Source organism: Bacillus mycoides, from assembly GCF_000832605.1.
GTDB classification, from domain to species: Bacteria; Bacillota; Bacilli; order Bacillales; family Bacillaceae_G; genus Bacillus_A; species Bacillus_A mycoides.
On record NZ_CP009692.1, the window covers coordinates 243,016 to 268,160 of the forward strand.

The 25,145-nt window shown below is 36.8% G+C and carries 25 protein-coding genes and 1 pseudogene; 2 read left to right on the forward strand and 24 right to left on the reverse strand.

Features of this window, described 5'->3' with window-relative positions:
* Window positions 1-47: 47 nt before the first annotated feature.
* From BG05_RS03050 to acpS, 6 genes are all read right to left on the reverse strand, one after another.
* Window positions 48-2,216 (reverse strand): Tex family protein, encoded by a 2,169-nt coding sequence (locus BG05_RS03050; protein ID WP_002124824.1) that lies wholly within the window; start codon window positions 2,214-2,216, stop codon window positions 48-50.
* A gap of 68 nt (window positions 2,217-2,284) precedes the next feature.
* The gene (ndoA, locus tag BG05_RS03055) at window positions 2,285-2,635 is read right to left on the reverse strand and encodes a type II toxin-antitoxin system endoribonuclease NdoA (protein ID WP_000635965.1); all 351 of its coding nucleotides are present in this window, start codon (window positions 2,633-2,635) and stop codon (window positions 2,285-2,287) included.
* Window positions 2,636-2,639: 4 nt separating this feature from the next.
* A complete protein-coding gene (locus tag BG05_RS03060) occupies window positions 2,640-2,927 on the reverse strand; it encodes an antitoxin EndoAI (protein WP_000004570.1) in 288 nt (95 codons plus the stop codon).
* 311 nt (window positions 2,928-3,238) lie between these two features.
* A complete protein-coding gene (alr, locus tag BG05_RS03065; RefSeq protein ID WP_002124821.1) occupies window positions 3,239-4,408 on the reverse strand; it encodes an alanine racemase in 1,170 nt (389 codons plus the stop codon).
* Between the two features lie 117 nt (window positions 4,409-4,525).
* Window positions 4,526-5,476 carry a LolA family protein gene (locus tag BG05_RS03070; RefSeq protein WP_033734626.1) on the reverse strand — a complete coding sequence of 317 codons (951 nt, stop codon included), beginning with the start codon at window positions 5,474-5,476 and terminating at the stop codon, window positions 4,526-4,528.
* A gap of 156 nt (window positions 5,477-5,632) precedes the next feature.
* Window positions 5,633-5,992: a holo-ACP synthase gene (acpS, locus tag BG05_RS03075; RefSeq protein WP_002009969.1), complete on the reverse strand. Its 360-nt coding sequence runs from the start codon at window positions 5,990-5,992 to the stop codon at window positions 5,633-5,635.
* Between the two features lie 92 nt (window positions 5,993-6,084).
* Between acpS and BG05_RS29110 the strand changes: the two genes are divergently transcribed.
* A complete protein-coding gene (locus BG05_RS29110) occupies window positions 6,085-6,633 on the forward strand; it encodes a rhomboid family intramembrane serine protease (protein ID WP_003186998.1) in 549 nt (182 codons plus the stop codon).
* Window positions 6,634-6,799: 166 nt separating this feature from the next.
* Here BG05_RS29110 and uvsE read toward each other — a convergent pair whose 3' ends face one another.
* The 14 genes from uvsE to BG05_RS03150 all read right to left on the reverse strand — a co-directional run bounded on the left by uvsE (window position 6,800) and on the right by BG05_RS03150 (window position 19,979).
* Complete coding sequence (uvsE, locus tag BG05_RS03085) at window positions 6,800-7,762, reverse strand: UV DNA damage repair endonuclease UvsE (RefSeq protein ID WP_002009966.1); 963 nt, start codon at window positions 7,760-7,762, stop codon at window positions 6,800-6,802.
* Between the two features lie 92 nt (window positions 7,763-7,854).
* Complete coding sequence (cshA, locus tag BG05_RS03090; protein WP_002063522.1) at window positions 7,855-9,471, reverse strand: degradosome RNA helicase CshA; 1,617 nt, start codon at window positions 9,469-9,471, stop codon at window positions 7,855-7,857.
* Window positions 9,472-9,777: 306 nt separating this feature from the next.
* Window positions 9,778-11,154, reverse strand: a complete 1,377-nt coding sequence (gene murF, locus BG05_RS03095) for a UDP-N-acetylmuramoyl-tripeptide--D-alanyl-D-alanine ligase (RefSeq protein WP_002124813.1) — start codon at window positions 11,152-11,154, stop codon at window positions 9,778-9,780.
* A gap of 60 nt (window positions 11,155-11,214) precedes the next feature.
* The gene (locus BG05_RS03100; RefSeq protein WP_002009961.1) at window positions 11,215-12,303 is read right to left on the reverse strand and encodes a D-alanine--D-alanine ligase; all 1,089 of its coding nucleotides are present in this window, start codon (window positions 12,301-12,303) and stop codon (window positions 11,215-11,217) included.
* 300 nt (window positions 12,304-12,603) lie between these two features.
* Entirely contained in the window at window positions 12,604-13,878 is a 1,275-nt protein-coding gene (locus BG05_RS03105; protein WP_002124811.1) for an MDR family MFS transporter, read from the reverse strand.
* A gap of 107 nt (window positions 13,879-13,985) precedes the next feature.
* Window positions 13,986-15,401 carry a branched-chain amino acid transporter BcaP gene (locus tag BG05_RS03110; protein ID WP_002124809.1) on the reverse strand — a complete coding sequence of 472 codons (1,416 nt, stop codon included), beginning with the start codon at window positions 15,399-15,401 and terminating at the stop codon, window positions 13,986-13,988.
* Window positions 15,402-15,658: 257 nt separating this feature from the next.
* Complete coding sequence (locus tag BG05_RS03115; RefSeq protein ID WP_002169298.1) at window positions 15,659-16,831, reverse strand: homogentisate 1,2-dioxygenase; 1,173 nt, start codon at window positions 16,829-16,831, stop codon at window positions 15,659-15,661.
* Window positions 16,797-17,753 (reverse strand): fumarylacetoacetate hydrolase family protein, encoded by a 957-nt coding sequence (locus BG05_RS03120; RefSeq protein WP_002124804.1) that lies wholly within the window; start codon window positions 17,751-17,753, stop codon window positions 16,797-16,799. Before BG05_RS03120 ends, BG05_RS03115 begins: the two co-directional genes overlap by 35 nt.
* A gap of 66 nt (window positions 17,754-17,819) precedes the next feature.
* On the reverse strand, window positions 17,820-18,938 hold the full coding sequence (gene hppD, locus BG05_RS03125) for a 4-hydroxyphenylpyruvate dioxygenase (RefSeq protein WP_002124802.1): 1,119 nt from the start codon (window positions 18,936-18,938) through the stop codon (window positions 17,820-17,822).
* A gap of 310 nt (window positions 18,939-19,248) precedes the next feature.
* Window positions 19,249-19,359, reverse strand: coding sequence for a DUF3948 family protein (locus BG05_RS03130; protein WP_001083697.1), 111 nt, complete (start codon window positions 19,357-19,359; stop codon window positions 19,249-19,251).
* Between the two features lie 42 nt (window positions 19,360-19,401).
* Entirely contained in the window at window positions 19,402-19,518 is a 117-nt protein-coding gene (locus BG05_RS03135) for a DUF3948 family protein (protein WP_002029425.1), read from the reverse strand.
* A 35-nt stretch (window positions 19,519-19,553) separates the two neighbouring features.
* Window positions 19,554-19,670: a DUF3948 family protein gene (locus tag BG05_RS03140; protein WP_000654250.1), complete on the reverse strand. Its 117-nt coding sequence runs from the start codon at window positions 19,668-19,670 to the stop codon at window positions 19,554-19,556.
* Between the two features lie 35 nt (window positions 19,671-19,705).
* Window positions 19,706-19,816 carry a DUF3948 family protein gene (locus BG05_RS03145; RefSeq protein WP_002169299.1) on the reverse strand — a complete coding sequence of 37 codons (111 nt, stop codon included), beginning with the start codon at window positions 19,814-19,816 and terminating at the stop codon, window positions 19,706-19,708.
* Window positions 19,817-19,859: 43 nt separating this feature from the next.
* Window positions 19,860-19,979 (reverse strand): DUF3948 family protein, encoded by a 120-nt coding sequence (locus tag BG05_RS03150; RefSeq protein ID WP_003186989.1) that lies wholly within the window; start codon window positions 19,977-19,979, stop codon window positions 19,860-19,862.
* A 464-nt stretch (window positions 19,980-20,443) separates the two neighbouring features.
* Here BG05_RS03150 and BG05_RS03155 point away from each other — a divergent pair, with 464 nt between their 5' ends.
* Complete coding sequence (locus BG05_RS03155) at window positions 20,444-21,316, forward strand: Cof-type HAD-IIB family hydrolase (RefSeq protein ID WP_002187510.1); 873 nt, start codon at window positions 20,444-20,446, stop codon at window positions 21,314-21,316.
* A gap of 182 nt (window positions 21,317-21,498) precedes the next feature.
* On the opposite strand, the gene BG05_RS03160 is transcribed toward BG05_RS03155, so the two are convergent.
* The 4 genes and pseudogenes from BG05_RS03160 to BG05_RS03175 form a co-directional block, all read right to left on the reverse strand.
* Window positions 21,499-22,464, reverse strand: a complete 966-nt coding sequence (locus BG05_RS03160) for an ABC transporter ATP-binding protein (protein WP_002124795.1) — start codon at window positions 22,462-22,464, stop codon at window positions 21,499-21,501.
* Entirely contained in the window at window positions 22,461-23,444 is a 984-nt protein-coding gene (locus BG05_RS31445) for an ABC transporter ATP-binding protein (RefSeq protein WP_033734624.1), read from the reverse strand. Before BG05_RS31445 ends, BG05_RS03160 begins: the two co-directional genes overlap by 4 nt.
* A gap of 18 nt (window positions 23,445-23,462) precedes the next feature.
* Window positions 23,463-24,149, reverse strand: a pseudogene (locus BG05_RS31450) (ABC transporter permease); the annotation flags it as partial.
* A 13-nt stretch (window positions 24,150-24,162) separates the two neighbouring features.
* Window positions 24,163-25,119, reverse strand: coding sequence for an ABC transporter permease (locus BG05_RS03175; RefSeq protein WP_002091399.1), 957 nt, complete (start codon window positions 25,117-25,119; stop codon window positions 24,163-24,165).
* Window positions 25,120-25,145: the final 26 nt, after the last annotated feature.

Sequence of the window (25,145 nt, forward strand, 5' to 3'; positions counted from 1 at the left end):
TTTCCAGTTCATAAAAAGAGAGCAGTTTCATCTGCTCTCTTTTCTTACTATTCAATCGGTAACATTGATAATGCAACACGACCTTTTTTCGTATCAATATCATCTACCCATACCTTTACAATTTGTCCCACGGATACAATATCTAATGGATGCTTTACAAATTGTTTGCTTAGTTTAGAAATATGTACTAAACCATCTTGCTTCACACCAATATCAACAAAGGCACCGAAATCAACAACATTGCGGATCGTTCCCTCTAATTCCATACCACGCTTTAAATCTTCTAATTTTAAAATCCCCTTTTTCAAAAGTGGCTTTGGCAACTCATCCCTCATATCTCGCTCCGGGCTAATTAAAGCATCCATAATATCAACTAATGTCGGCTCACCAATCTCCGTCTCTTGAGATAATTTAGAAATATCTACTCCTTCGAAACTCTTTTGCAAGTTTGGTTTCCCCACATCATTCTTTGATAACCCTAAGCTCTTCAATAGCAATTCAACATTTTTATATTGTTCTGGATGAATCCCTGTGCGATCTAACGGATTCGCTCCTTCTAATATACGTAAAAACCCGATACATTGTTCATATGTTTTTGCACCTAAACGTGGGATTTTCTTTAATTCAGTACGCTTCGTGAATTTCCCATCTTCCTCACGCTTAGCTACAATGTTTTTCGCAACTGTTTTTGATAATCCCGAAACATATTGCAACAATGCAACTGAAGCTGTATTTACATTAACACCAACTCGGTTAACTGCTGTCTCTACTACAAATGTTAATGATTCATTTAATCTCTTTTGAGATACATCATGTTGATATTGTCCCACCCCAACAGATTTAGGGTCAATTTTCACAAGTTCTGCAAGTGGATCTTGTAGACGTCTCCCAATTGAAACAGCACTTCTTTCTTCAACCTGTAAATTTGGAAACTCCTCGCGAGCTACATCAGATGCTGAGTACACACTAGCACCCGCTTCATTTACAATAATGTAAAATACATCTCGCTCTACATTTTGTAATACATCTACTATAAATTCTTCCGTTTCCCTCGAAGCTGTACCATTTCCAATCGCTATCATTTCAACTTCATATTTATCTATAATTGAAATGATTTTCGTTTTTGCATCCTCATATTTACGAGCAGGCGGATGCGGATAAATAACATCTATGTGAAGAACTTTTCCTGTATCATCTACTACAGCTAATTTACAACCGGTTCTATATGCTGGATCTACCGCTAACACAACTTTCCCTTTCATCGGAGGTTGTAATAATAAATTACGTAAATTCTCAGAGAAAATATGAATCGCTTGTTCTTCGGCCGTTTCCATTAATTCTTTACGAATTTCTCTTTCTATTGAAGGTTGAATTAATCGCTTATATCCATCTTCCATCGCTAATTGTACATAATGCGCACTTTTAGAAGCTTCATCAAGAATCATTTTTTTATGTAAAAACTGAAGAATTTCTTCAATTGGCGTGATAACAGAAATTCTTAATACGTCTTCCTTTTCACCACGATTCATAGCTAGTACACGATGCGGCACTACTTTTTGCAACGGTTCTTCATAGCCATAATACATTTCATATATATTCTTTTCATCTTTTTCTTTATCTTTTACAGATGAAGACATAATCCCTTTTCGGAAAGTAGTATTGCGAATCCAACTACGATATGCCGCATTATCCGAAACAAGTTCCGCAATAATATCTTGCGCACCTTGCAACGCATCTTCTGCAGACGCCACTTCCTTTTCTGCATTAACAAATTCCATAGCCTTCTCTGCTGGATTTTCTTTTTTATATAATAATAGCCACTCAGCTAACGGTTCTAATCCCTTTTCTTTAGCAATTGTAGCTTTCGTTCTTCTTTTTTCTTTATATGGACGATATAAGTCTTCTACTTCTTGAAGTTTTGTTGCAGCAACAATATGACGACGCAACTCTTCGGTTAGTTTACCCTTTTCACCAATAAGACGAAGAACCTCTTCTTTCCTATCTTCTAGTTGCATCATATATTGCCATCTTTCTAAGATTGCACGAATTTGCACCTCATCAAGAGACCCTGTCCATTCTTTTCGGTAACGAGCGATAAATGGAACTGTGTTACCTTCTTCTGTTAATTGAATAACATGACGAACTTGCTTTTCTGTAAAGCCTAATTCTTTCACTAACATTTTCATTAACCCTTGTCGATTATCTACCATTTCCATATCCAACCGTAACCTCCTCTATAATAAAAAAAAGTTGCCCTGTAAAGAGAGCAACTTAAACTGCCGATTTAAAAATCTATTAGTCCTAAACTAATTTGTAACGCTTCATCTACACGACTCATCATCACTTCATCCAAATGAGTGATTTTGTCCGTTAAGCGTTGCTTATCGATTGTTCGAATCTGCTCAAGTAAAATAACAGAATCCCTCTCAAAACCGTACTTTTTCGCATCAATTTCCACATGAGTGGGTAATTTCGCTTTTTGAATCTGTGCAGTAATAGCCGCTACAATCACAGTCGGACTAAAACGATTTCCGATGTCATTTTGAATGACAAGAACCGGACGAACGCCTCCTTGCTCAGAACCAACAACTGGGGAAAGGTCTGCAAAATACACGTCGCCGCGTTTTACAATCAAAATATTACCCCCCGCTAACTAAGCGTTCTACTGTATGAGCTGCTTCATACTCTGCTAAGAAAGCTTCAGATGCAATACCAAGATTAATTTTTCCCATTTCAATGTACCCACGTCGCATTGATTCATGTTGGTAGCGTTTCTTCGTCTTATGTTGACGCAATAACAGTTGTGTTGCCTGGCAAATTAGTTCATGGCGATTCTTATTCTCTTGTTTTCCAATTCCGTCCAATTCCGTTACCATTTGCTTTGGCAACCGAACCACGATTTCAGTAGTTACACTTGATTCGGACACAAAAATACACCTCCACCGTCAACTACACACCCAAATATATATATGACACCTATTGTAATAATACCATTGTATGGAGCCTGTTGCAAAGACTTCCTTATTCCTTGCTTATGTTTTCCAATTCATAAATAAAACATTCATCTTCTTTTACTTTTTATCTCTTTCAAACAAGAAATAAAGCAATCCTTCAGTAATATTTCATTGCAACTTATATTAATAACAAGTATAAAAAGAAGCTCCCCAGCGAAAAAGAGCCTATTCTTTATTAGTGAAACTCCTCCAAATGACGAGATACTGAGTAATATTACCTTCTTCTATATATCGTTCAAATAATTGATTACTTCTACAACTTTACCGTGTCGTATAAATATTCTCGGTACACGGAAGCTTATCGTTGCAATAATTTCATAATTAATAGTCCCGGAATATTCAGCAACCTCGGTAGCACTAATATACTCATCACCTTGTCTCCCAATGAGTGTAACTTTCGTACCAAGTGGCACTTCACAAGGAAGATGTATCATGAATTGATCCATTGTCACTCGCCCTACAATCGGTACTCTTTCACCGTTTACAAGTACCTTAAACCCTTGCAATCTTCTAAGCCAGCCATCTCCATATCCAATTGCAACTGTCGCAATCCATTCTTCAGTTCTCGTTCGGTATGTGACATTATAACTAATCCCATCTCCTTTAATCACTTGCTTAATATGAGCAACTTTCGTGTGAAGTGACAACGCCGGTTCCAATTTAAATGGTAAAAAAGGACGTATTTCTACAGATGGGGATAATCCATACATCGCAATACCAATTCGCACCGCATTAAATGTAATCCCTTGAAACCTTAACGTTGCGGCACTATTGGCTGTATGGACAAATTTAGGATTCACTCCAAATTCTTTCAACCAACGTAACTGCTGCAAAAATGTATTATATTGCTTATCAAAGTAAGAAGTCTCAACCTCATCCGCTGTTGCAAAATGCGTATATACTCCTTCTAACTCTAAAAATGGCGCACCTTCTAAACTCTTTAAGAACCCTTTTAATTCTTTTCGTTCACGTATTCCGATTCTCCCCATACCACTATCAAAATTAATATGGAATTTCATTATTGATGAACCATCCCAGAGCTTTATCGCTTCTTCCACCCATTCTTTTTGAAAAACAGTTAATGCTACATCATTTTCAGCAGCTACATTTACATCACGGGGCGGGGAAGGACCTAATACTAAAATCGGTGCAGTAATACCAGCCCTCCGAAGCACTAAAGCTTCATCTAAAAAAGCAACTGCTAATCTTGTTGCTCCTGCTTCTAATGCAGTTTTAGCCACCGGTACATAATCGTGCCCATATGCATTCGCTTTAACTACAGCAAAAATCTCTACATCACTTGGAATGTACTCTTTAATATGTGTAACATTGTTATAGATCGCATCTAAATCCACTTCCACCCACGTGTCACGGTAAAACGGTGCTTCTTCCATAAATACACTTCCTTATACACGATATGCGAAGCTTATTCTTTTATATGCTTCTTTTATGAAATCCACCTTCAAACTAAGAAAAGACGTGGTGCACATATATCACCACGTCTAAGAAGTTTACTTCACCTGCTTCGCTGTAACCGAACGAGCAACCATCAACAACTCATTCGGCTCTAAACCTTTAGACACGAGCATATATTCTACTCCGTTATGTGACCACGTTACAGAGTCTTTCGTCAATGCACCAATCGTGAAACCAAGATCAACCGGCTCTCCACTTACACTTACCGCCGATGAGGCCTCTGCAACTTTTGACTTTTCTTGTATTAAAGTAACGGATTTCTTGCTTCCAGTGTATGTGAGTATTGTACGCTTGCCACTGTCTGTCTTCAACTCTTCTTCCTCTTTCAAAGTCATACCTTGCGGTGTATCACGTGGATACAAAATAGCAAACGGTTTGTCTTCTTTCGCTGCCGTCTGAACATCTACTTGTGCTCTAGACATATTTTGTTTCGTATCAAATGCACCTTTATCAAACTTTGCATCAAACTTTACTTTAGTGAAATCTACTTTTACAAGGACATTTTGATCATTATCCATCAGTTTCACAGAAACTGGTGTTAAATCACTTTTATTCAGCTTAATTTCTTGTTTCGGCAACATATTTTGATGTTGATAATTTGTTTTTGTTTTAAACACATAATACTTATCTGTTTTCTCGAAAGAGAGATTTTTCTTATCTTGCAAAATATCTCTTACAAGTGATTCATATAAATAAGCCTGGCTACTATTTTGCGGCCAATCACTTTGAAAACGGAAACTCTTATTAAGTGCCGGTGTTAATACAAATACACCTTCATCATTCCTTAAAATAATTTGACTCTGATCCTTTTTCGCATTCTGCAAATTCACACGATAATACGAAGGTTCTTTATGCCAAATTTCTACATTGTACTCTTGAGGTTCATTTCCTGTTTTAATAGATAATTTCGCTTCAGCTTGATAACTCTTCATACTTTTAACTTTCGTTTCTAAATCTCTCACAACATCTTCCTGTTTCTTTTCCATACAACCCGCCAACACAAAAACGGTCAATAAACCGACAAGAACTAAAAACAGACGCCTTTTCATCACTTCAGCCCCTTTGCCCCTATAAATGAATGGAAGATATGCCTTCCTTATCGCTACCTCAAATATATGAGACAAAGATATAAAATATGCAGACTAGCGTGACGAGCTTTCCAAAACAACTTGAGCAACGGCAAATTCTTTACTATGACTAATTGATAAATGAACAATATGCTCTGTATTTGTAATGATAATCGGCTTACCTCTATCATCATTCCTTACTTCAATATCTAAAAAACTCACTTCTTTCCCGATACCGGTCCCTACCGCTTTAGAATACGCCTCTTTTGCTGCAAATCTTCCAGCTACAAATTCTGTAAGACGACTTCCTTTCAGCCCCTCGGCAACACCACGTTCTCTTTCAGTTAAAATACGTTCCATAAATTTAAGCTTTCCATCTAGCATTTTTTCAATTCGATTTAACTCAATAATATCGATTCCAATCCCTACAATCATTTCAAAATCCCCTTCTTCTATTTAGCTTTCTTCATTCATATTGTAAGAATAACAGAGAATCTTTCTGATGCAAAAGGAGTGATACTAAAAACATGCTAATACCATCCACTCGCATTTCCTTACAACCGATTATCATTTCTTTACTTCTTATACAATTAGTCATGATTATATTGAGCGACTTTTCCCTCTTTCACCTGGCAGCCTACAATGAATATATCGCTAAAGGAGAATGGTGGCGTGTCATAACTTCCTTACTTGTACACGTAGACTTACAACATTTCCTTTCTAATAGTATTTGTTTATTCGTATTTGGTTCTTCCATCGAAAAACAACTAGGACACTTTTCTTTCATCATTATTTTTTTCCTTTCTGGCATTCTCGGGAATATTTCTTCTTATATTATTATGCCTCTTGAATATATTCACGCCGGAGCATCTGGTGGTATTTTCGGATTACTAGGCGCCCAATTATTTTTATTGTATAGTCGATATTGTTCTTCAAAACCAAGAGACATCGCTATTTTTTCAATAATGATACTTATATTACTACTATTTACTTTCTTTAATCCCTCTGCCAATCCTATAAGCCATTTAACAGGACTGATCATCGGCGGCATGTGCACCCCTTTTTTAATAAAGTGAAACTTTAATCAGTGGGGGGGTTCCATCCCCCACTGATTATTAGTTGAACCAATCGGGCTTTTACGGGCAGTTGATCTCCCACCTAACTCCCTCGCATTCGCCGAATTTTGAGGCGGGAGTCTTACTGCCCGTTAATGCGGGACAAAAAAAAACGATGGCGCAGAGCTTATTTAATATAGAAGCTCGCACCATCGATAATTTCCACATCTGTTTGTTTACTTAACTCTCTCATTAGTTGAAATAAAGACTCGTCCTTTTTCTTCGCCTCAATCATACAATCAATTCGCGGAACACTCCCCTTTATCTTTTTCAAAAAAGATAAGAAAGTATCTACATCAATAAAATCTGCATGTGCTCTCGGGTTTTTTCCATCTCTAGGACTGGAGATGTGCATTTTAACCGGTAACAAAGACGATTCCCACGTATGTACAACACGCGCCCAATCTTCATGCCAATCTTCCTGGTCATTATTCATCATATGATGGTGCAAATCAAACACGACTGGAATGTCTAATTTCTCACCTAAATACAATGTTTCTTCTAAAGAAAAGGTCGTGTCATCATTTTCTAATATAATCATCTCTTGAATACCTCTTGGAACAGTTGACCAATTTTCTATAAAGCGTTCTAATGCAAGCTCCTTATCTTTATAACCTCCTCCCACATGTAATACACATCGTTGCTTATGTTCAATTCCCATACCCTTTAACAATTTTTTGTGCATCTGCAATGTCTTTACAGATTGTTTGAGAATACTCTCCTCAGGTGAATTTAGTACAACAAAGTGATCTGGATGGAAGTCAATTCGCATATTCATACGAATTGCATATTCACCTAATTCTTTCAGATTTTCTTTTAACGGACGAATATAGTTCCAATCTAACAACTCCTCATGATTCGCTAAAGGAATAAGCTTGGAACTAAGTCGAAAGAAAGATATATCATGCCCTTTATTATGTTTTAATAACCGTAAGCAATTTTCCAAATTCGAATTAGCGATTCTTTCAAGTTTACGAATCGCAGCCTCTCGATCATCAATCCGCTGAAACTGTGCATACGTCATCGTTTGAGATGGAGAAGCATTCTTCAAATGTACACTCATCGCAACATACCCAAGTCTTACAAGCATATAGCACCTCATTTCTATACGAGTTACTATGTAGTATGCACAATTACAGAAATAAAAAAAGAGAATGCCAGCAAAGGGCATTCTCTTTTTTATTAAGCTTGTGGACGGCTATGATGTTTTCTTTCGCCGCGTCCATTTGAAGATCCAGGGCGACCTTCACCTTTACGACCACGGTTGCCATCACGGCTACCAGCATCACGGCTACCGCCATCACGATTACGATCACGGTTACGACCATCGCCACTTCCGCTTCCACGTCCATCACGATTGCGATCACGGTTACGACCATCGCCACCGCCGCGTCCATCACGACTACGATTACGGTTACCATCACGGTATCCACTTCCGTTACCACCGCGTTTTTTAGAACCGCCACCGCCACCTCTTGAAACAACTGGTGGTTCTGATGTTAAAGCGATCGGAGTTGTATCCGGCTCTTTTGTCATCATTTTTAAAGCAGCAGCTACTACTGTTACAGAATCATTCTCTTCTAACATTTCTTCTGCAATACGCTTGTAGTATGATAAGTTATCATTTTCAATTGTGCTTTGAAGTTTTTCAGCGATTAAACGTTGTTGACCTTCTAACGCCTCGTCAAGTGTCGGTGCGTCCATACGATCAACTTTACGTTTTGTTGTACGCTCGATATTTTTTAATTGTCCTGATTCACGTGGTGTTACAAATAACATTGCAATACCTTTTTTACCGGCACGGCCAGTACGACCGATACGGTGAACGTATGATTCTGGATCTTGTGGGATATCGAAGTTGTATACGTGTGTTACGCCTGAAATATCAAGACCACGTGCAGCAACGTCTGTTGCAACAAGAACTTCAATAGTACCTTCTTTAAATTTACGTAATACAGACATACGCTTCGCTTGTGTTAAGTCACCGTGAATACCTTCTGCTGCATAACCACGTAAGTTTAATGCTTCTGATAATTCATCAACACGACGCTTTGTACGACCGAATATGATTGCAAGCTCTGGAGATTGAATATCTAGTAAGCGTGTTAACACGTCAAACTTTTTCTTTTCTTGCACTTCTAAATAGAACTGCTGAATGTTTGGCATTGTTACTTCTTTTGCTTTTACTTTAATGTGTTGAGGCTCAGTCATGAAACGCTCAGCAATACGACGGATTGGATCTGGCATTGTCGCTGAGAATAATAATGTTTGATGTGTTTCTGGCACATCTGTTAAAATCGCTTCAATATCTTCAATGAAGCCCATGTTTAACATTTCATCCGCTTCGTCAAGAACAACAGTCTCTACGTTTTGTAAGCGAAGTGTTTTACGGTTGATATGATCTAAAATACGACCCGGCGTACCTACAATAATGTGTGGGTGTTTTTTTAGAGCACGAATTTGGCGGTTAATATCTTGACCACCATAAATTGGTAGAATACGAACACGTTTATGTTTACCAATTTTGTATAGCTCTTCTCCAACTTGAATTGCTAATTCACGCGTTGGCGCGATAACAATACCTTGAACTGCTTCTTTATTTGTATCCACTTTATCTAATAGTGGTAATCCGAATGCTGCTGTTTTCCCTGTACCTGTTTGCGCTTGCCCAATAATATCCTTACCTTGCAATGCATGTGGAATTGTTTCAGCTTGAATCGGCGTAGCCTCTTCAAAGCCCATACTTTCAACAGATTGTAGTAAAGACTCACTTAATCCTAGTTCTCGAAATGTTGTCAATGTTACTTCTCCTTTTCTATCCTATACTTATCATTTAAAAAAAGGCGTTTTCCGAACTTGCGGAAAAGCCATTTTCCTGAATACTTACGTATATAACCGGGCGTATATTCTTCACGAAAATACTTCTAAACGTTATTACACTTTATCAATTATAAGTTTTGTAGGTGTAAAAAGCAAACCCCAACTGTTACCTTATTTCATATTCAGAGCTTTTTTCTTTACTTTTATTTTTTTATCGTTTACTGTAAGCGCTTATTATAAGTTTCCACTATTTTCGTGGCTATCATCCCTATTTATATACACCAATTATTTCAACATCGTAATTACTTCTTCTAATTTCATGCCGCGAGATGCTTTTACTAATACAACATCTTTCGTACCGACTACTGCTTGCAACTCTTTTATTAACTCTTCTTTACTATCATACGCTTTTACACGGTCTTTAGGGAAATTAATTTTTGCACCTTCAGCAATTTGAGCCCCTAATTTACCATATGTGAATACATATGAAATTTTTGCTGGATCAATTAATTTACCTACTTCATAATGAAATTGCACTTCTTGATTTCCAAGTTCTAACATATCACCAAGCACAACAATTTTTTTAGCAAATCCATCTAAACCATTCATTAGGTGGAACGCAGCTTCCATAGCTGTTGGACTAGCATTATAAGCATCATTGATAATTGTTAAACCACTATCTGTTTTTACAATTTCCATACGCATACCTGTCATTTGAAGTGTTACTAAACCTTGTTTCATTTCTTCCCACGTTACACCAAAATGTTTTGCAATTGCCATTGAAGCAAGCGTATTATATACATTATGCTTTCCTAGTACTGGCAAATAGAATGACGAAGTTTCATCCCTGTTCATCTTAAAGTGTGTCCCAGTAGCCTGCAATGTTACAGTAGTTGGATAGTAATCATTTGCTCTCGCATCACCAAATGTAACTGTTTCAGCTGCTAAATTCATTTCTGGAACACGATTCGTTAATAGCGGCTCATCTCCATTATATACGAACACGCCACCCTTTTGTAAACCTGTAACAATTTCTAACTTCGCTTCAGCAATCGCCTCACGAGAGCCTAAATCCATTAAGTGCGCCTCACCAATGTTCGTGATAATAGCTGCATTAGGGCGAGCTAACTTAGATAGAAATTCAATTTCTCCTCGGCTTGACATGCCCATTTCTAATACAGCTACTTCTGTATTTTCCTCTAAATTTAAAATAGTAAGAGGTAAACCGATGTGGTTGTTGAAATTACCTTCTGTTTTTTGAACTTTAAATTTAGTCGCAAGAATACTTGTTACAATATCTTTCGTAGATGTTTTACCATTACTACCCGTTACACCAATAACTTTTACATCCAATTGATCACGATAGTTTTTCGCTAACATTTGCAATGCTGCTAGTGTATCTTCTACAAAAATAACCGGAAGATTTTCAGGTGGGTTTTCTACATCTTTCATCCATAATGTAGCAATCGCCCCATTTTCAACAGCTTTGTCTACAAAAGCATGTCCATCGAAACGTTCACCTTGAATTGGAACATATAAATTTCCATTTTCAATTTTCCTCGTATCAATAGACACTCCTTGTATAGTAATTCCCTCATACCGCTCTGCTAATCCAGTACCATTTATCATCTGCTCGACTTGTTTTAACGTTCGATTTATCATGAAAACACTCCTTACATAGAGGAAGCACTATTCCTTCGAATAGTGCTTCCTCCTTTTTTGTTAGATTGTATATTTAATTTTTTGTTTTTCTTCGTGACGCTCAATCGCTAAGCGAATTAGCTCTTCAATTAATTCCGGATACGGTAACCCTGTATGTTGCCATAATAGAGGGAACATACTAAACGGCGTGAATCCTGGCATTGTGTTTACTTCGTTAATATATACTTCTCCATCTTTCGTTAAGAAGAAATCAGCTCGTGTTAAGCCCGAACCATCTAATGATTGGAATGCGATAATTGCATCTCGCTTAATTACATTAGACTCTTCCTCTGTCATTTCAGCTGGAATAATTAACGCTGTATCACCATCGATGTATTTCGATTTGTAATCATAAAAATCTTTTTTCGGTACAATTTCACCTACAACTGAACATTTCGGCTCATCATTACCTAATACACCAACTTCTACTTCACGACCTACAATATTTTCTTCTACAATAATTTTACGGTCAAATTGGAATGCCTCTTCGAATGCATTCTCAAGCTCTTCACGATCATTACACTTATTAATACCAACACTTGAACCAAGATTTGCTGGTTTTACGAAGCAAGGATATCCTAATACTTCTTCTACTTTTTCATACGCTGTTTCACGATCTTTTTCCCATGCGCTACGAATGAAAGATGCATATTTCGCTTGTTTCAATCCAGCTTCTGCAAAGATATTTTTCATAACAACTTTATCCATACCAGCAGATGATGCTAATACACCGTTACCTACATATGGAATGTTTAGTAATTCTAATAACCCTTGTACTGTTCCATCTTCACCATTCGGTCCATGTAATAATGGGAAAATAACATCAATTGCATCTTCTTGTTTAGAAGTTGCAGTTGGGATAATTTCTGTACTTAATGATACAGGAGAGATTGTATTCTCTTCCCCACTCATTTGTAATGCCTCAACATTTGTTACTTCGCCTTCAATACGCTCTCCACGCATCCATTGGCCTTGTTCTGTAATATAAATTGGATGAATCTCGAATTTATCTTGATTTAATGCTTTAATAGCAGCAAGAGCCGTTTGTAACGAAACTTGATGCTCAGCTGATTTTCCACCGTATAATAAACCTAATTTAATTTTTGTCACTGAAATCACCCTAACCAATTGTTTTCATTTTTCTATTTTAGCACTTTTTATAAAAATAGGTAGTTCCTATTTGAAATAAAATGTAACTTCCACAAATAATTAAAAGACACCACTTATTGGTTTTCTACACTTTTTCTCTTTAATTTCTACACACCTAAACAAAATTAAACTTTAAAGCAAAATTGCTATCTAATCTAGTTATGTACCTAAAATATGTAGAAATCCACTTTGTGTGTATGTCATCTATATTACCCTACCATTTGTGGAGGGTGAAAAAACATTGATTAAAGTTTCATTTTATTAAGAAGACTGTTTTGTAGGCGTATCTTTTTGCCTCTGCTCAACAAGACGATCTAAAGAAACATATACAAAGCCTGCAACTACACACCCTACACTTAAAATTGTAAATAAGTAGTGACCAAGCAAACGATCCAATAGAAAACCACCAAGAAGTGGACCGAATGCACTTCCTGTAATCCACTGCAAACTCGCCGCCCCCATATAGGTTCCTCTCAAATGCTCAGGGGCCAAATTCGCTACAAACGTCATCTGTACAGGCGACATAATCATCTCGCCTAACGTATATATGGCATAAACAAACATTAACGTCATTAAAATAATTGTAGCATTTGTATCATATTCTCCAAACCACTTCGGTAACCATCCTATAAAAAACAAACCAATTCCGAACAAACACGCACCGTATAGCATCGTCTTTCCAACAGGTTTATCTGTCGCCCATTTTGAAATTTGAAATTGAAATAAAACAACTAATAGACCATTTAATGCCATTAAATATGGGTATGGATTGTTGACTCCAAAAATATCCTTCATTTCGTTATCAAAGTGAAGCGGTAACATGCCTTCTGTTTGAGAAAACCCCATAGAAATAATGATCCCCGCTAACAAATAAATCATTAACGCCTTATCTCTCATTAAAATTTTCCAAACTGCTCCGGATTCCTTCTCTTTATTTTTTTCCGTCATATCCGTAATTTTTGGCATTGTTTCTTTAATAAGTACTAACACTAGTAGCGCATAAAACAACATAGCGGATGAAGCAATAATAAACACGAGGTTCTTTGATAAAACAACTACTGATGCTCCCATTATCGGTCCAATTGCAGCACCAATATTGTGTCCCATTCGCAATAAACCATATGCTTCTGTTCTTTTTTCTGGCGCCGTCACATCTGCAACCATCGCTGATGCTGCTGGATGAAATAAAGAATTACTTAACCCTAAAAAAATAGATAAAATAGCGTATGGAATAAATCCTTCGATAAATAAAAAACCGAGCATTAATAACGCATTACTCGCCATTGAAAATATCATAATTGGCTTTCTTCCATATATATCAGCTATTCTTCCGCCTATAAGCGAGCCAAAGCTTGCAGCAATTGGAGAAAGCGCCATAATAATCCCAACTTGTAATAAAGAATCTACCTTATCTTTTAAATATAGTGCAAAAAAAGGCATTAACATCATCATCGCAATTCCGTTCAAAGTCTCACCGATAAATCGAATCCATACGTTACGATCCATCTCTCTTAGCTCACGCCATGTATTTTTCACATTTTCACCCCTTTAGTTCGCCAACAATTATCTTATAATACATTCAGAAAAATGTAAATTTTCAAAATAAAAATCCATCCTAACAGAATTAGAATGGATTTTTCCATTTATAAATTTGCTACATCTTCTTCTTTTTTACTATTATTTAAAACACTACGCTTTCTACTATAGGCGAAATAAACTACTATACCGATAACCATCCAAACACCAAAACTAATCCAAGCTGTCGCTGATAATTGAAGCATCAAATATAAGCAAAAGATAACTGTTAATGCTGGTAAAAATGGTACGAGCGGCGCCTTAAACGCCCTTGGTAAATCAGGATGAGTTCGTCTCATCACAATGACAGCAACAGCTACAAGTGCAAATGCTGACAAAGTTCCCATATTTACAAGATGTGCTAAAACATTTAAATCTATTAATCCTGAAATAAGTGCTGCAATAATACCTGTTGTCCATGTATTTAAAAATGGTGTTTTAAATTTCGGATGAACTTTAGCAAGACGCTTCGGTAACAATCCATCTCTGCTCATTGCATATGAAACACGAACTTGCCCATACATCATAACTAGCATTACAGTTGTAATTCCTGTAATTGCTCCTACTGATATCACTCCCGCCAAACTATCTTGTCCAATAAATTGAAGTGCGAAAGCAACTGGATCTGATATATTCAACTGACCGTATGGAACAATCCCTGTCAAAATAAGTGAAACAACAATGTAAAGAACCGTACAAACTAGTAACGATGCAATAATTCCAATCGGCAAATCGCGTTGTGGGCGCTTCACTTCTTCTGCGGCTGTTGATACAGCATCAAATCCAATGAATGCGAAGAAAACTGTAGCTGCTCCAGCCATTACACCATCTAACCCAAATGGCATAAAAGGTGTCCAATTTTCAGGTTTTACATAATTAAATCCGGCGAAGATAAAAATGAGAACAACTGCTAGTTTAATAAATACCATTATATTATTTACACGTGCACTTTCACGAACACCTCTAGATAAAAGAACCGTCATAACTAGAATAATTAGAACTGCAGGTAAATCAATTATTCCACCCTTTCCAGTACCAGGGGCCGAGGAGAGAATGGTCGGAATATGAATCCCAAATCCCTTTAATAACGATTGAAAATACGCTGACCATCCATTAGCTACAGCAGATGTGGCTAATAAATACTCGAGCATTAAATCCCATCCAATTAAGAATGCAAATACTTCTCCCATCGTCGCATACGTGTACGTGTAAACACTCCCTGAGACAGGAACTGAAGAAGCAAATTCAGCGTAACAAAATGCAGCAAAGGCACAAGCTAATGCAGCTATAGCAAATGATAATATAATAGCTGGTCCAGAATGTTTCGCTGCTACAACGCCAGTAAGAACAAAAATACCAGTTCCAACAATTGCTCCGATTCCAAGCATTGTTAAATCAAGTGCCCCTAACGTTCTCGATAATGTCTTTTGTTTACTTTCTTGCAGTAACGTTGAAATTGGCTTCTTTTGAAAAATTTGCTTCATGCTGTGCTCCTCCATGATTTTAGTTTTCTGAAAATTTAATTTACTTTTTCATTTTACCCACGGCATGTTTTTTAGTCAATACTTTTGTCGAAATAAACAGAAAACTATCGAGATACATACTATACTCTTATCATCCTTTCGATAAAAAGATTCAGACAATCATATCTATATATATTTTCATAACTTTTTTTGGTATTATTATACATGTCGATTCCATAAAAGAGGCATGCTCCCGTAGTGAGCATGCCTCTTTTTACTTATTTCACAGTATATGAACCCTCTTCAATCCAGCTATACATATATTTTTCATCTTCCGTCTCATGTGCTTGTTTTACAATACGAAGCGGACGGAATGTATCTATCATAACGGCCAGTTCAAGTGTCTCTTTCTTCCCTATACTCGCTTCTGTTTTCCCTGGATGTGGCCCATGCGGGATCCCGCTTGGATGAAGCGTAATAGAACCTTCTTCTACACCTTTTCGGCTCATAAAGTTACCTTCTACATAGTACAGTACTTCATCACTATTCACATTACTATGATAATATGGTGCCGGAATAGATTCTGGATGATAATCGTATAAACGCGGTACGAAAGAGCAAATGACGAAATTATGCCCTTCGAATGTTTGATGTACTGGTGGTGGCTGATGAATACGACCTGTAATTGGCTCAAAATCCTCCACATTAAAGACCCACGGATATAAATAACCATCCCACCCAACAACATCTAACGGATGGTGCCCTAACACATGCTTGTGCATATAACCTCTCGACTTTGTCATTACGACAAACTCACCTTTGTCATCATATGTCTCCAATTTTTCCGGGCCACGAATATCCCTTTCACAAAACGGACTATGTTCTAACAATTGCCCATATTCATTGCGATAGCGACTTGGTGTTGTAATTTGGCTATTTGCCTCTACAACAAGAAACTTAGTCTCTCCCTCATCTGGAATAACACGATAAATCGTTCCAATTGGAATTGTTACATAATCACCTTTTCTATAGTGAATCGTTCCAAACATCGTTTCAATTTTTCCTGTTCCATAATGAACAAATAACATTTCATCGCCATCACCATTACGGTAAAAATAATCCATTTTTTCTGTTGGACTCACTACTCCAATTAATAAATCCTCATTCCCAAGCATAAAGTTTCTTCCGCTTACTGCATCACCAGTTTTTTTATTTTCTTTCGTACGGAAGTGGCGATGAGCAAGAAGGGCATCCTCTTCATACTGTAACTGACAAGAATGCGATAATGCCGCGTGCCCTACTTCTGTTGGCATATAATGATGATACAAAATAGACTGGGTACCAGAGAAACCTTTTGTCCCCATTACCTGCTCACGATAAAGCGATCCATCTTTTTTACGAAATTGTACATGTCGTTTATGAGGTAGCTCCCCCATGTGACGATAAAACATGCCCATCACCTGCTTTCATGTCTTTTTTGACCGTATTACGTAACGTACCTAAACCAGTAATCGACAGCTCTACAACATCTCCATCTTGTAGCCACTCTTCTGTACCAAGTTCTAAAATACATCCTGTTCCTACTGTCCCAGAACCAATCACATCTCCTGGATATAACGTAACGTCTTCCGAAGCACGTTCAATCATTTCAGCAAATGTATAGTAAATATCTTGGAAGTTTCCCTTTGATAATATCTTTCCATTTACATGAGCAGTCATCTCTAAATCATAACGATCACCGTTACGATAAACGTCTAATTCCTCTTTCGTAACGAGATACGCTCCTAATGAAGTTGCAAAATCTTTTCCTTTCGCTGGACCGAGTCCCACTTTCATTTCTGTTGCTTGTAAGTCCCTTGCACTCCAGTCGTTCATAATGCAGTAACCAAAAATATATTCCTCTGCTTGTTCACGAGAAATGTTTCGTCCTTCTTTCCCAATTACGCAAGCAATCTCTAACTCATAATCAAGCTTTTTAGACTTCTTCGGACCAATAACAAAATCATCTGGTCCAATAACAGCACGGTGGTTCGTAAAATAAAAAACCGGGATATCATACCATTCAGGTACAACATCTAGCCCTCTTCGTCCGCGAGCTGTTTTTACATGCTGCTCAAATGCATAAAAATCTCGAATGCTACTCGGATTAGGAATTGCCGCTGCAAATTGAACTTCCTCTAAGGAATATATACCCTTTGCAGGATTCTTAATATTACGCAATACTTCTACATACTCATCTGCTTTCTCTAAAAAGGCGAACATAGAAGAAGGTAATTGTCCATCACTCGCAAGATTCATATCGATTACTTTGTCACCTTCAAGCCATCCAGCTCGCATTTCTTTCGATGGGAGACGAAATGTAACAAATTTCATCGTGATTCCTCCCTATGAAAATGAAATTTCCACCAACAAAGGAACTCTTGCTGGTGGATACAAATTTTATAAATTTCCGCGACGCTCTTGTTCTCTTTCAATTGATTCGAATAACGCTTTAAAGTTCCCTTCGCCAAATCCACGAGAACCTTTACGTTGGATGATTTCAATAAATAGAGTTGGACGATCTACAATTGGTTTCGTAAAGATTTGTAATAAATAACCTTCTTCGTCACGGTCTACTAGAATCTTCAATTCTTTTAATCTATCAATTTCTTCATCAATTTTTCCAACACGTGCAGTTAACTCATCGTAATACGTATCTGGCGTATCTAAAAACTCCACGCCATTCGCACGAAGCACTTCAATTGTTTTTACAATGTCACTTGTTAATAAAGCAAGATGCTGTACACCCGCTCCGTTATAGAACTCTAGATATTCTTGAATTTGTGACTTTCTTTTTCCGTCTGCTGGTTCATTAATTGGAAACTTAATACGGCTTCCATTCGTCATAACTTTTGACATTAATGCCGAATACTCTGTGCTAATATCGTCATCATCAAAGTGAATCATTTGTTTAAATCCCATGACGTTCTCATAATAACTAACCCATTCTTCCATTTTCTCAACGTTACCAACGACATGGTCTACAGCAATTAAACCGGATTCTTCAAATGGAATATTGAACTCTACCTTTTGAAATCCTGGCATGAATGTTCCTTTATAATTTTTACGCTCTACAAGCGTATGAATTGTATCACCATACGTACCAATAACCGCTTTCTTCAAGGTACCTTCCTCATCTGTTAACTCTTCAGGAGGAGCAATCGCAACAGCGCCACGTTTTACAGCTTCAGAGTATGCTTTATCAACATCATCAACAAGTAAAGCCACATCCTTCACTCCATCACCATGAGTCTTTACAAAATCTGCAATACGACTATCACTACTTAAAGCTCCAGACACAACAAAACGCATATTTTTTTGCACAAGAACATAAGATACCTTTTCACGGTTTCCTGTTTCTAATCCAGAATAAGCTACAATTTTGAATCCAAACGCTCTCGCAAGATAATAACTTGATTGCTTTGCATTCCCTACGTAAAATTCCAAATGATCTACATCACGTACCGGAAAAAAGTCCTCCATTTGTGCAGCTAGCGTATCCATAGATTTTTGTTTCATAATATCTTCATCCCCCTGTAAATAGATTAAATGGTCCATACTTAAAACCAACCGAAAACGCTTCCAACATCAATTAATAGAAATTAGTTAGCAAGCTAACAATTTCCGACCTTTAAAATTTTCTATCTTTTCTGTCAAATTCCTCTTTTTTTCTTACATATAAAATTCGACTTTTTTCTCTTTAAAGTAAGGGGAAAATATTAATACTTGAAGGTATATATGAGAGGAAAACAAAAAAGACTCCAACATATTAACTACTTACTAATACGTTAGAGTCTTTATTTTTTTTGAATGATTGTATTTATATTTTTCATACTAATATATTTGCAAGGAATAGAATAAATGATGTTAATATTACCGCTCCGCCTAATGATCCTAATAAATCTGTTTTTGTTACTTGTAACACTTGTTCACTGTTCATATTCCTCATTCTCCTTTCATTTTGTACAATTTAAAACTTTTATTATACTAATACGCTTGATAGAAATACGATTAATGCTGTTAATACTACTGCTCCGCTTGCTGATCCTAAGAAATCACCTTTTGTTACTTGTAATACTTGCTCTTTCATATCTTTCATTCTCCCTTCATTTATCTTTTGTTACAAAACTTCTATTATACTAATACGCTTGATAGAAATACGATTAATGCTGTTAATACTACCGCTCCACTTGCTGATCCTACGAAGTCACCTTTTGTTACTTGTAATACTTGCTCTTTCATATCTTTCATTCCCCCTTCATTTATCTTTTGTTACAAAACTTCTATTATACTAATACGCTTGATAGAAATACGATTAATGCTGTTAATACTACCGCTCCACTTGCTGATCCTACGAAGTCACCTTTTGTCACTTTTAATACTTGCTCGTTGTTCATAATTTTCATTCTCCCTTCTCTTATTTTTGTTACAAAACTTCTATTATACTAATACGCTTGAAAGAAATACGATTAATGCTGTTAATACTACTGCTCCGCTTGCTGATCCTACGAAGTCACCTTTTGTTACGTTTAATACTTGCTCGTTGTTCATATCATTCATTCTCCTTTTTTATAAGTTATCTATATGTAATTACTAAGAAATGATTAGTTCATAGTTTTCATGTTAACGTTACATTGAAATTAATTACGTAACGTTTGTAACACTAATGTAACATAACTATTATTACGTTGCAATATAATTACGTAAATTTTATTACACTTTTTTTACGTTTTTTTAAATAAACACTCAAAAACCCTGTTTTAATGCGTTTTCTACTACAATCACATTTGTAACACTAGTGTAACATTAAGGTCATAAAGCGAAATATAATATTATTCATCTCTATTTTGTTAAAAACCAAAGTGAAACTTTAATCAACGAGAGTTCCATTCCCTACTAATTATTCCCCTCACCAATCGCACTTTTACTAGAAATTAATGCGGGATAAAATACTATCTTTCCAAGATAAGTTTATATGTTTCCTCTATATAACTATGTATAATGGAAACAAAGAGGTGGTCATTTTGAAATTAATCGCACTAGATATGGATGGTACACTACTATCATCTAATCTTGAAATCTCCAAAGAGAACTTACAAGCTATCCAAACCGCAAAAGAGGCTGGTCATATTGTAATGATTTGTTCTGGCCGCGCGAAAGAGGATGCTTTGAAATTATTGGAAGAATATAAACTATCTCTTCCAGTTGGAGCAAGCAATGGGGCAATTGTTTATGTGGACGGAAAAGTAATTAACTCGCGTTGTTTACAAAATGATAAAGTATACAAGCTTGCAAAATTACTAGAATCTGAAGGTTTTCCATATAAGTTGTACACAAATAAAGGGGTTTATTCTCCTTATACATGGCAAGGTCAAGTTATGCAGGCATTCGAAGAAAATAAACATACACTAGATGTTACACTTGAGGAACTTGAAAGAATTACAGAAAAACAAAAGAAATCTAACTTAATTACTGATTTCCAAAAAATAGAAGATGTCGTAAATAATCCAGAATTAGAAATATCTAAATTCTTCATTTTAACATTTAATGCTGCTCATCGTTCACAGCTATTACAAACTTTACAAGAAGATACGGACATTTCAGTTACAGCATCAGCTCCTACTAATGTAGAAATTATGGATAAGCATGGCCATAAAGGCAATGGTTTGCAAGAAATGGCAGCTTATTTCAATATACCAATTGAAGATACTGTTGCAATCGGTGACAACTTTAATGATGTGCCAATGCTACAAGTAGCCGGCTTATCAGTTGCAATGGGAAATGCTGAAGAAGACGTAAAAAAATTATGTGACGTTGTTACATTAACAAATAATGAAAACGGTGTTGCTCATGCAATTGAGCAATTTGTATTAAAACAAACTTCATCTAGTAAATAAAGTGAAACTTTAATCAGAGGTGGGGTTCCTCTGATTATTAGTTGAACCAATCGGGCTTTTACGGGAAGTTAATCTCCCACCTAACTTCCCCGCATGTGTCGAATTTTCAGGTGGGAGTCTTACTGCCCGTTAATGCGGGGTAAAAAAAGGACTCTTTCACATTTTGAAAGAGTCCTTTTCTTTTACACATGATGACAAGCAACAAAATGATCTTCACCCACATTACGGAATTCTGGTACATTCGTTTTACAAATATCTGTAGCAACGGGGCAACGTGTATGAAAACGGCAACCTGATGGTGGATTTGCAGGACTTGGAATATCCCCTTCTAGAATAATCCGTTCTCGCTTAACCGTTGGATCCGGTATTGGCACTGCTGATAACAATGCTTTTGTATATGGATGAAGCGGATTCGCAAATAACTCATCACGTGGTGCTGTTTCCACAATAGTTCCTAAATACATAATTCCAATTTTCGTACATAAGTGCTCCACAACACTTAAATCATGTGAAATGAATAAATAGGATAATCCCTTTTTCTCCTGTAATTCACTAAACAAATTAATGATTTGCGCTTGAATAGATACATCTAATGCCGCAACAGGCTCATCAGCTACAATAAATTCTGGATCTAATACCATCGCCCTTGCAATAACGATACGTTGACGTTGCCCACCGGAAAACTCATGAGGGTACCGGTCAATATGATACGGCGCTAAACCACATAACTCCAATACTTCTATCACCTTTGCACGGACATTTTCTTTCGTCGCTAGTCCGTGAGCCAACATTGGCTCACCAAGCGCTTCTCCAATTCTCATTCTTGGATTTAATGAGCTAAATGGATCTTGAAAGACGAGCTGCATATTAGGACGATGCTTTCTCAGCTCTTCTTTTGATAAAGCATGAACATCTTGACCTTTAAATTTCACTTCACCTTCTGTTTTTTGAACGAGACGGAGAATTGTTTTTCCTATCGTCGTTTTCCCACTTCCAGACTCTCCTACAAGGCCAAACACTTCTCCCTTATCAATTGTAAAGCTTACCCCATCTACCGCTTTCACATGTCCAATCGTTCTACTAAATACGCCGCCCTTAATCGGAAAATACGTTTTTAAGTTCTTCACTTCTAATAATGGTTCACTCATTGCCCAGCACGCTCCTCATATAACCAACAAGCTACTTTATGATCCTCGTCATGCACATTAAGATTTGGCGCTTCATTTTTGCATATTTCCATGCAATGTTCACAGCGGCCACTAAAGTAGCAAAACTCATCTAAGCCAACTAAATTTGGAACTTGCCCTGGAATAGAATAAAGTTTATCTGTTCGTTTCCCCATTACTGGTTTTGATTTTAGCAGCCCTTGCGTATATGGATGTTTCGGATTTTGAAATATCTCTAGTACCGGTGCCTCTTCAATAACTTTTCCACCATACATAACGACAACATAATCGGCCATTTCTGCTACAACACCTAGATCATGTGTAATTAATAAAATGGACGTTTTAAATTCCTCTTTTACTTGTCTTAGTAAGTCTAATATTTGCGCTTGAATCGTAACGTCTAGAGCTGTTGTCGGTTCATCTGCAATTAATAACTTTGGATTACAACTAAGTGCAATAGCAATCATAATACGTTGTAACATACCACCGCTTAATTCGTGCGGATAAGAATGGACAATTTCATCAGCACGAGCAATACCAACTTTACGAATTAATTCAATTGCTTTTTTGTATGCTTCGTTTTTGCTAAGTAGTTCATGCTCTCTTAACGTCTCAACAATTTGCTCTCCAACAGTAAAGACCGGATTAAGTGATGTCATCGGTTCCTGGAAAATCATCGCGATATCATTTCCTCTTAAACTACGAAGTTCTTTCTCTTTCATTCCTAAAAGACTTTTTCCTTCATAAAGAATATCACCACCAACGATGCCGCCAGATTCAGCAATAAGTCCCATAATAGATAAAGCCGTTACACTTTTCCCGCAACCTGATTCGCCTACTACACAAACTGTTTCACCTTCTCGAACTGAAAAGCTAACATGATTGACAGCCTTTACTGTACCTTCTTCCGTCTGAAAGTGTGTTTGTAAACCTAGGTAACTTAGTGCAGACTCTCCTAAAATAGAACCTGCAACACCTAATGTGGATACAACAATTAATATCGGCAGAACATTTGGGATTAAATGATATACAATTTTCCGGTAATCGTTTATCCCGAGTACATCAGCAGCTTGCATAAACGATTGTTCTCGCAGCGATAAAATTTGACCTCGTACGAGGCGTGCAAGTCCTGGCCAACCTACTAAACTTAAAATGATCATAATGACATAAAGACGATAATCAGATGGTACTTTCCATTCTGATAAAATAGCTCCCATTATAATAAGTAACGGTAATCCTGGCATCGACATTAAAATATCCGCGAGACGCATTATAATATTATCGACGATACCACGGTAGAAACCTGCAATCGCTCCTAATAAAGCACCTAGTATAACGGATAACACCATTGAGGCTAAGCCAATTGTTAATGAAATCCGTCCTGCTTGCATAAGCCTCGTTAAAATGTCTCTTCCTAATTGATCTGTGCCAAGCCAATGAGAAAAACTAGGTGGTTTGTTAATTAACGTAACTTGTATTTTTCCTGATGCATACGGTGAAAAGAATGGACCAATAAAACAAAATAAAAACATAAAAACTAATGCGTAAAATCCTATAAGTGCCATTTTATTTTTCTTTATCCTTTTAAAAGCTTGCCTCCACGGCGATGATCCATTCCTTCTTTTCTTTTTTTCTTTTTTTTCCGTAGTTGCTGTAACAGTTTCCATCTCTTTCCCCCCCTTACTTCAACCGAATACGTGGATCAACAACTGCATATACAATATCCGCTAAAAAGTTTGAAACAATTGTCAAACACGAAAGAAACATCGTAAATGCCATTAATACCGTATAATCACGAAAATTAAGTGCTTCTAATTGAATATTACCGATACCTGGCCAGTTGAAAATTTGTTCTATAATAATTGCCCCTGAAAACAACCCTGGTAATTCAAATGCAAGCAATGTAATAGCCGGCAAAATTGCATTTTTTAATGCATGTTTATAAATAACGGTCTTCTCCTTTAACCCTTTTGCTCTAGCCGTTCGAATGTAATCTTGCCGTACAACCTCTAACATACTCGTTCTAAAATAACGAGTTAATGAGCCAACTCCAAGAAGAGTTAAAATAAATACGGGTAAAACCATATGCTTTGCAACTTCTATTCCGTAAGCAAGCCCAGTTGAATTACTCCCAACATCAATCATCCCGCCTATCGGTAACAGCTTAAAGTCAACCGCAAACACTTTAATTAAAAACAAACCGATAAAGAATGAAGGAAATGACATCGCTGCAAATACACCAATTGTTACAAGCTTATCGAATAAAGAATGTTGCTTTGTCGCTGAAAATACACCGATAATAAGTGCAATTAGCCAAATAAAGAACAATGCAATAATCGCAACAATAAACGAATTCCATATAAATTTATTTAATAATGACGTTACAGATTCTTGATATTGAAGAGAAAAACCAAAGTCCCCCTGCAATGCATTACCTAGCCAGTGAAAATATCGCTCAACAATTGGTTTATTCAATCCATACAATTCCCTAAGTTCAGCTGCTCTTTCCGGTGTAATCTTCGGGTTTGAATCAATATAATCTCCTGGAAGAAGTGCGAACAGGAAGAAGATAATAATCGATGTCCCCAACAGTGTAGGAATCATTTGTAACAGCCTACGAATGATATATGTTTTCACCCTTTTTCTCTCCAATCTTATGCTTA

Bases quoted from the DNA above. Each gene is read 5' to 3' on its own strand.
- BG05_RS03050 (WP_002124824.1), bottom strand. From the start codon at position 2,216: ATGGAAATGGTAGATAATCGACAAGGGTTAATGAAAATGTTAGTGAAA.
- BG05_RS03145 (WP_002169299.1), bottom strand. From the start codon at position 19,816: ATGAACAACGAGCAAGTATTAAAAGTGACAAAAGGTGACTTCGTAGGA.
- BG05_RS03130 (WP_001083697.1), bottom strand. From the start codon at position 19,359: ATGAACAGTGAACAAGTGTTACAAGTAACAAAAACAGATTTATTAGGA.
- BG05_RS03070 (WP_033734626.1), bottom strand. From the start codon at position 5,476: ATGGAAAAGAAACAGGAAGATGTTGTGAGAGATTTAGAAACGAAAGTT.
- BG05_RS03115 (WP_002169298.1), bottom strand. From the start codon at position 16,831: ATGTTTTATCGTCACATGGGGGAGCTACCTCATAAACGACATGTACAA.
- BG05_RS29110 (WP_003186998.1), top strand. From the start codon at position 6,085: ATGCTAATACCATCCACTCGCATTTCCTTACAACCGATTATCATTTCT.
- hppD (WP_002124802.1), bottom strand. From the start codon at position 18,938: ATGAAACAAAAATCTATGGATACGCTAGCTGCACAAATGGAGGACTTT.
- BG05_RS03160 (WP_002124795.1), bottom strand. From the start codon at position 22,464: ATGAGTGAACCATTATTAGAAGTGAAGAACTTAAAAACGTATTTTCCG.
- acpS (WP_002009969.1), bottom strand. From the start codon at position 5,992: ATGATTGTAGGGATTGGAATCGATATTATTGAGTTAAATCGAATTGAA.
- murF (WP_002124813.1), bottom strand. From the start codon at position 11,154: ATGATAAATCGAACGTTAAAACAAGTCGAGCAGATGATAAATGGTACT.
- BG05_RS03135 (WP_002029425.1), bottom strand. From the start codon at position 19,518: ATGAAAGATATGAAAGAGCAAGTATTACAAGTAACAAAAGGTGATTTC.
- BG05_RS03140 (WP_000654250.1), bottom strand. From the start codon at position 19,670: ATGAAAGATATGAAAGAGCAAGTATTACAAGTAACAAAAGGTGACTTC.
- BG05_RS03150 (WP_003186989.1), bottom strand. From the start codon at position 19,979: ATGAATGATATGAACAACGAGCAAGTATTAAACGTAACAAAAGGTGAC.
- BG05_RS03110 (WP_002124809.1), bottom strand. From the start codon at position 15,401: ATGAAGCAAATTTTTCAAAAGAAGCCAATTTCAACGTTACTGCAAGAA.
- uvsE (WP_002009966.1), bottom strand. From the start codon at position 7,762: ATGCTTGTAAGACTTGGGTATGTTGCGATGAGTGTACATTTGAAGAAT.
- BG05_RS03120 (WP_002124804.1), bottom strand. From the start codon at position 17,753: ATGAAATTTGTTACATTTCGTCTCCCATCGAAAGAAATGCGAGCTGGA.
- alr (WP_002124821.1), bottom strand. From the start codon at position 4,408: ATGGAAGAAGCACCGTTTTACCGTGACACGTGGGTGGAAGTGGATTTA.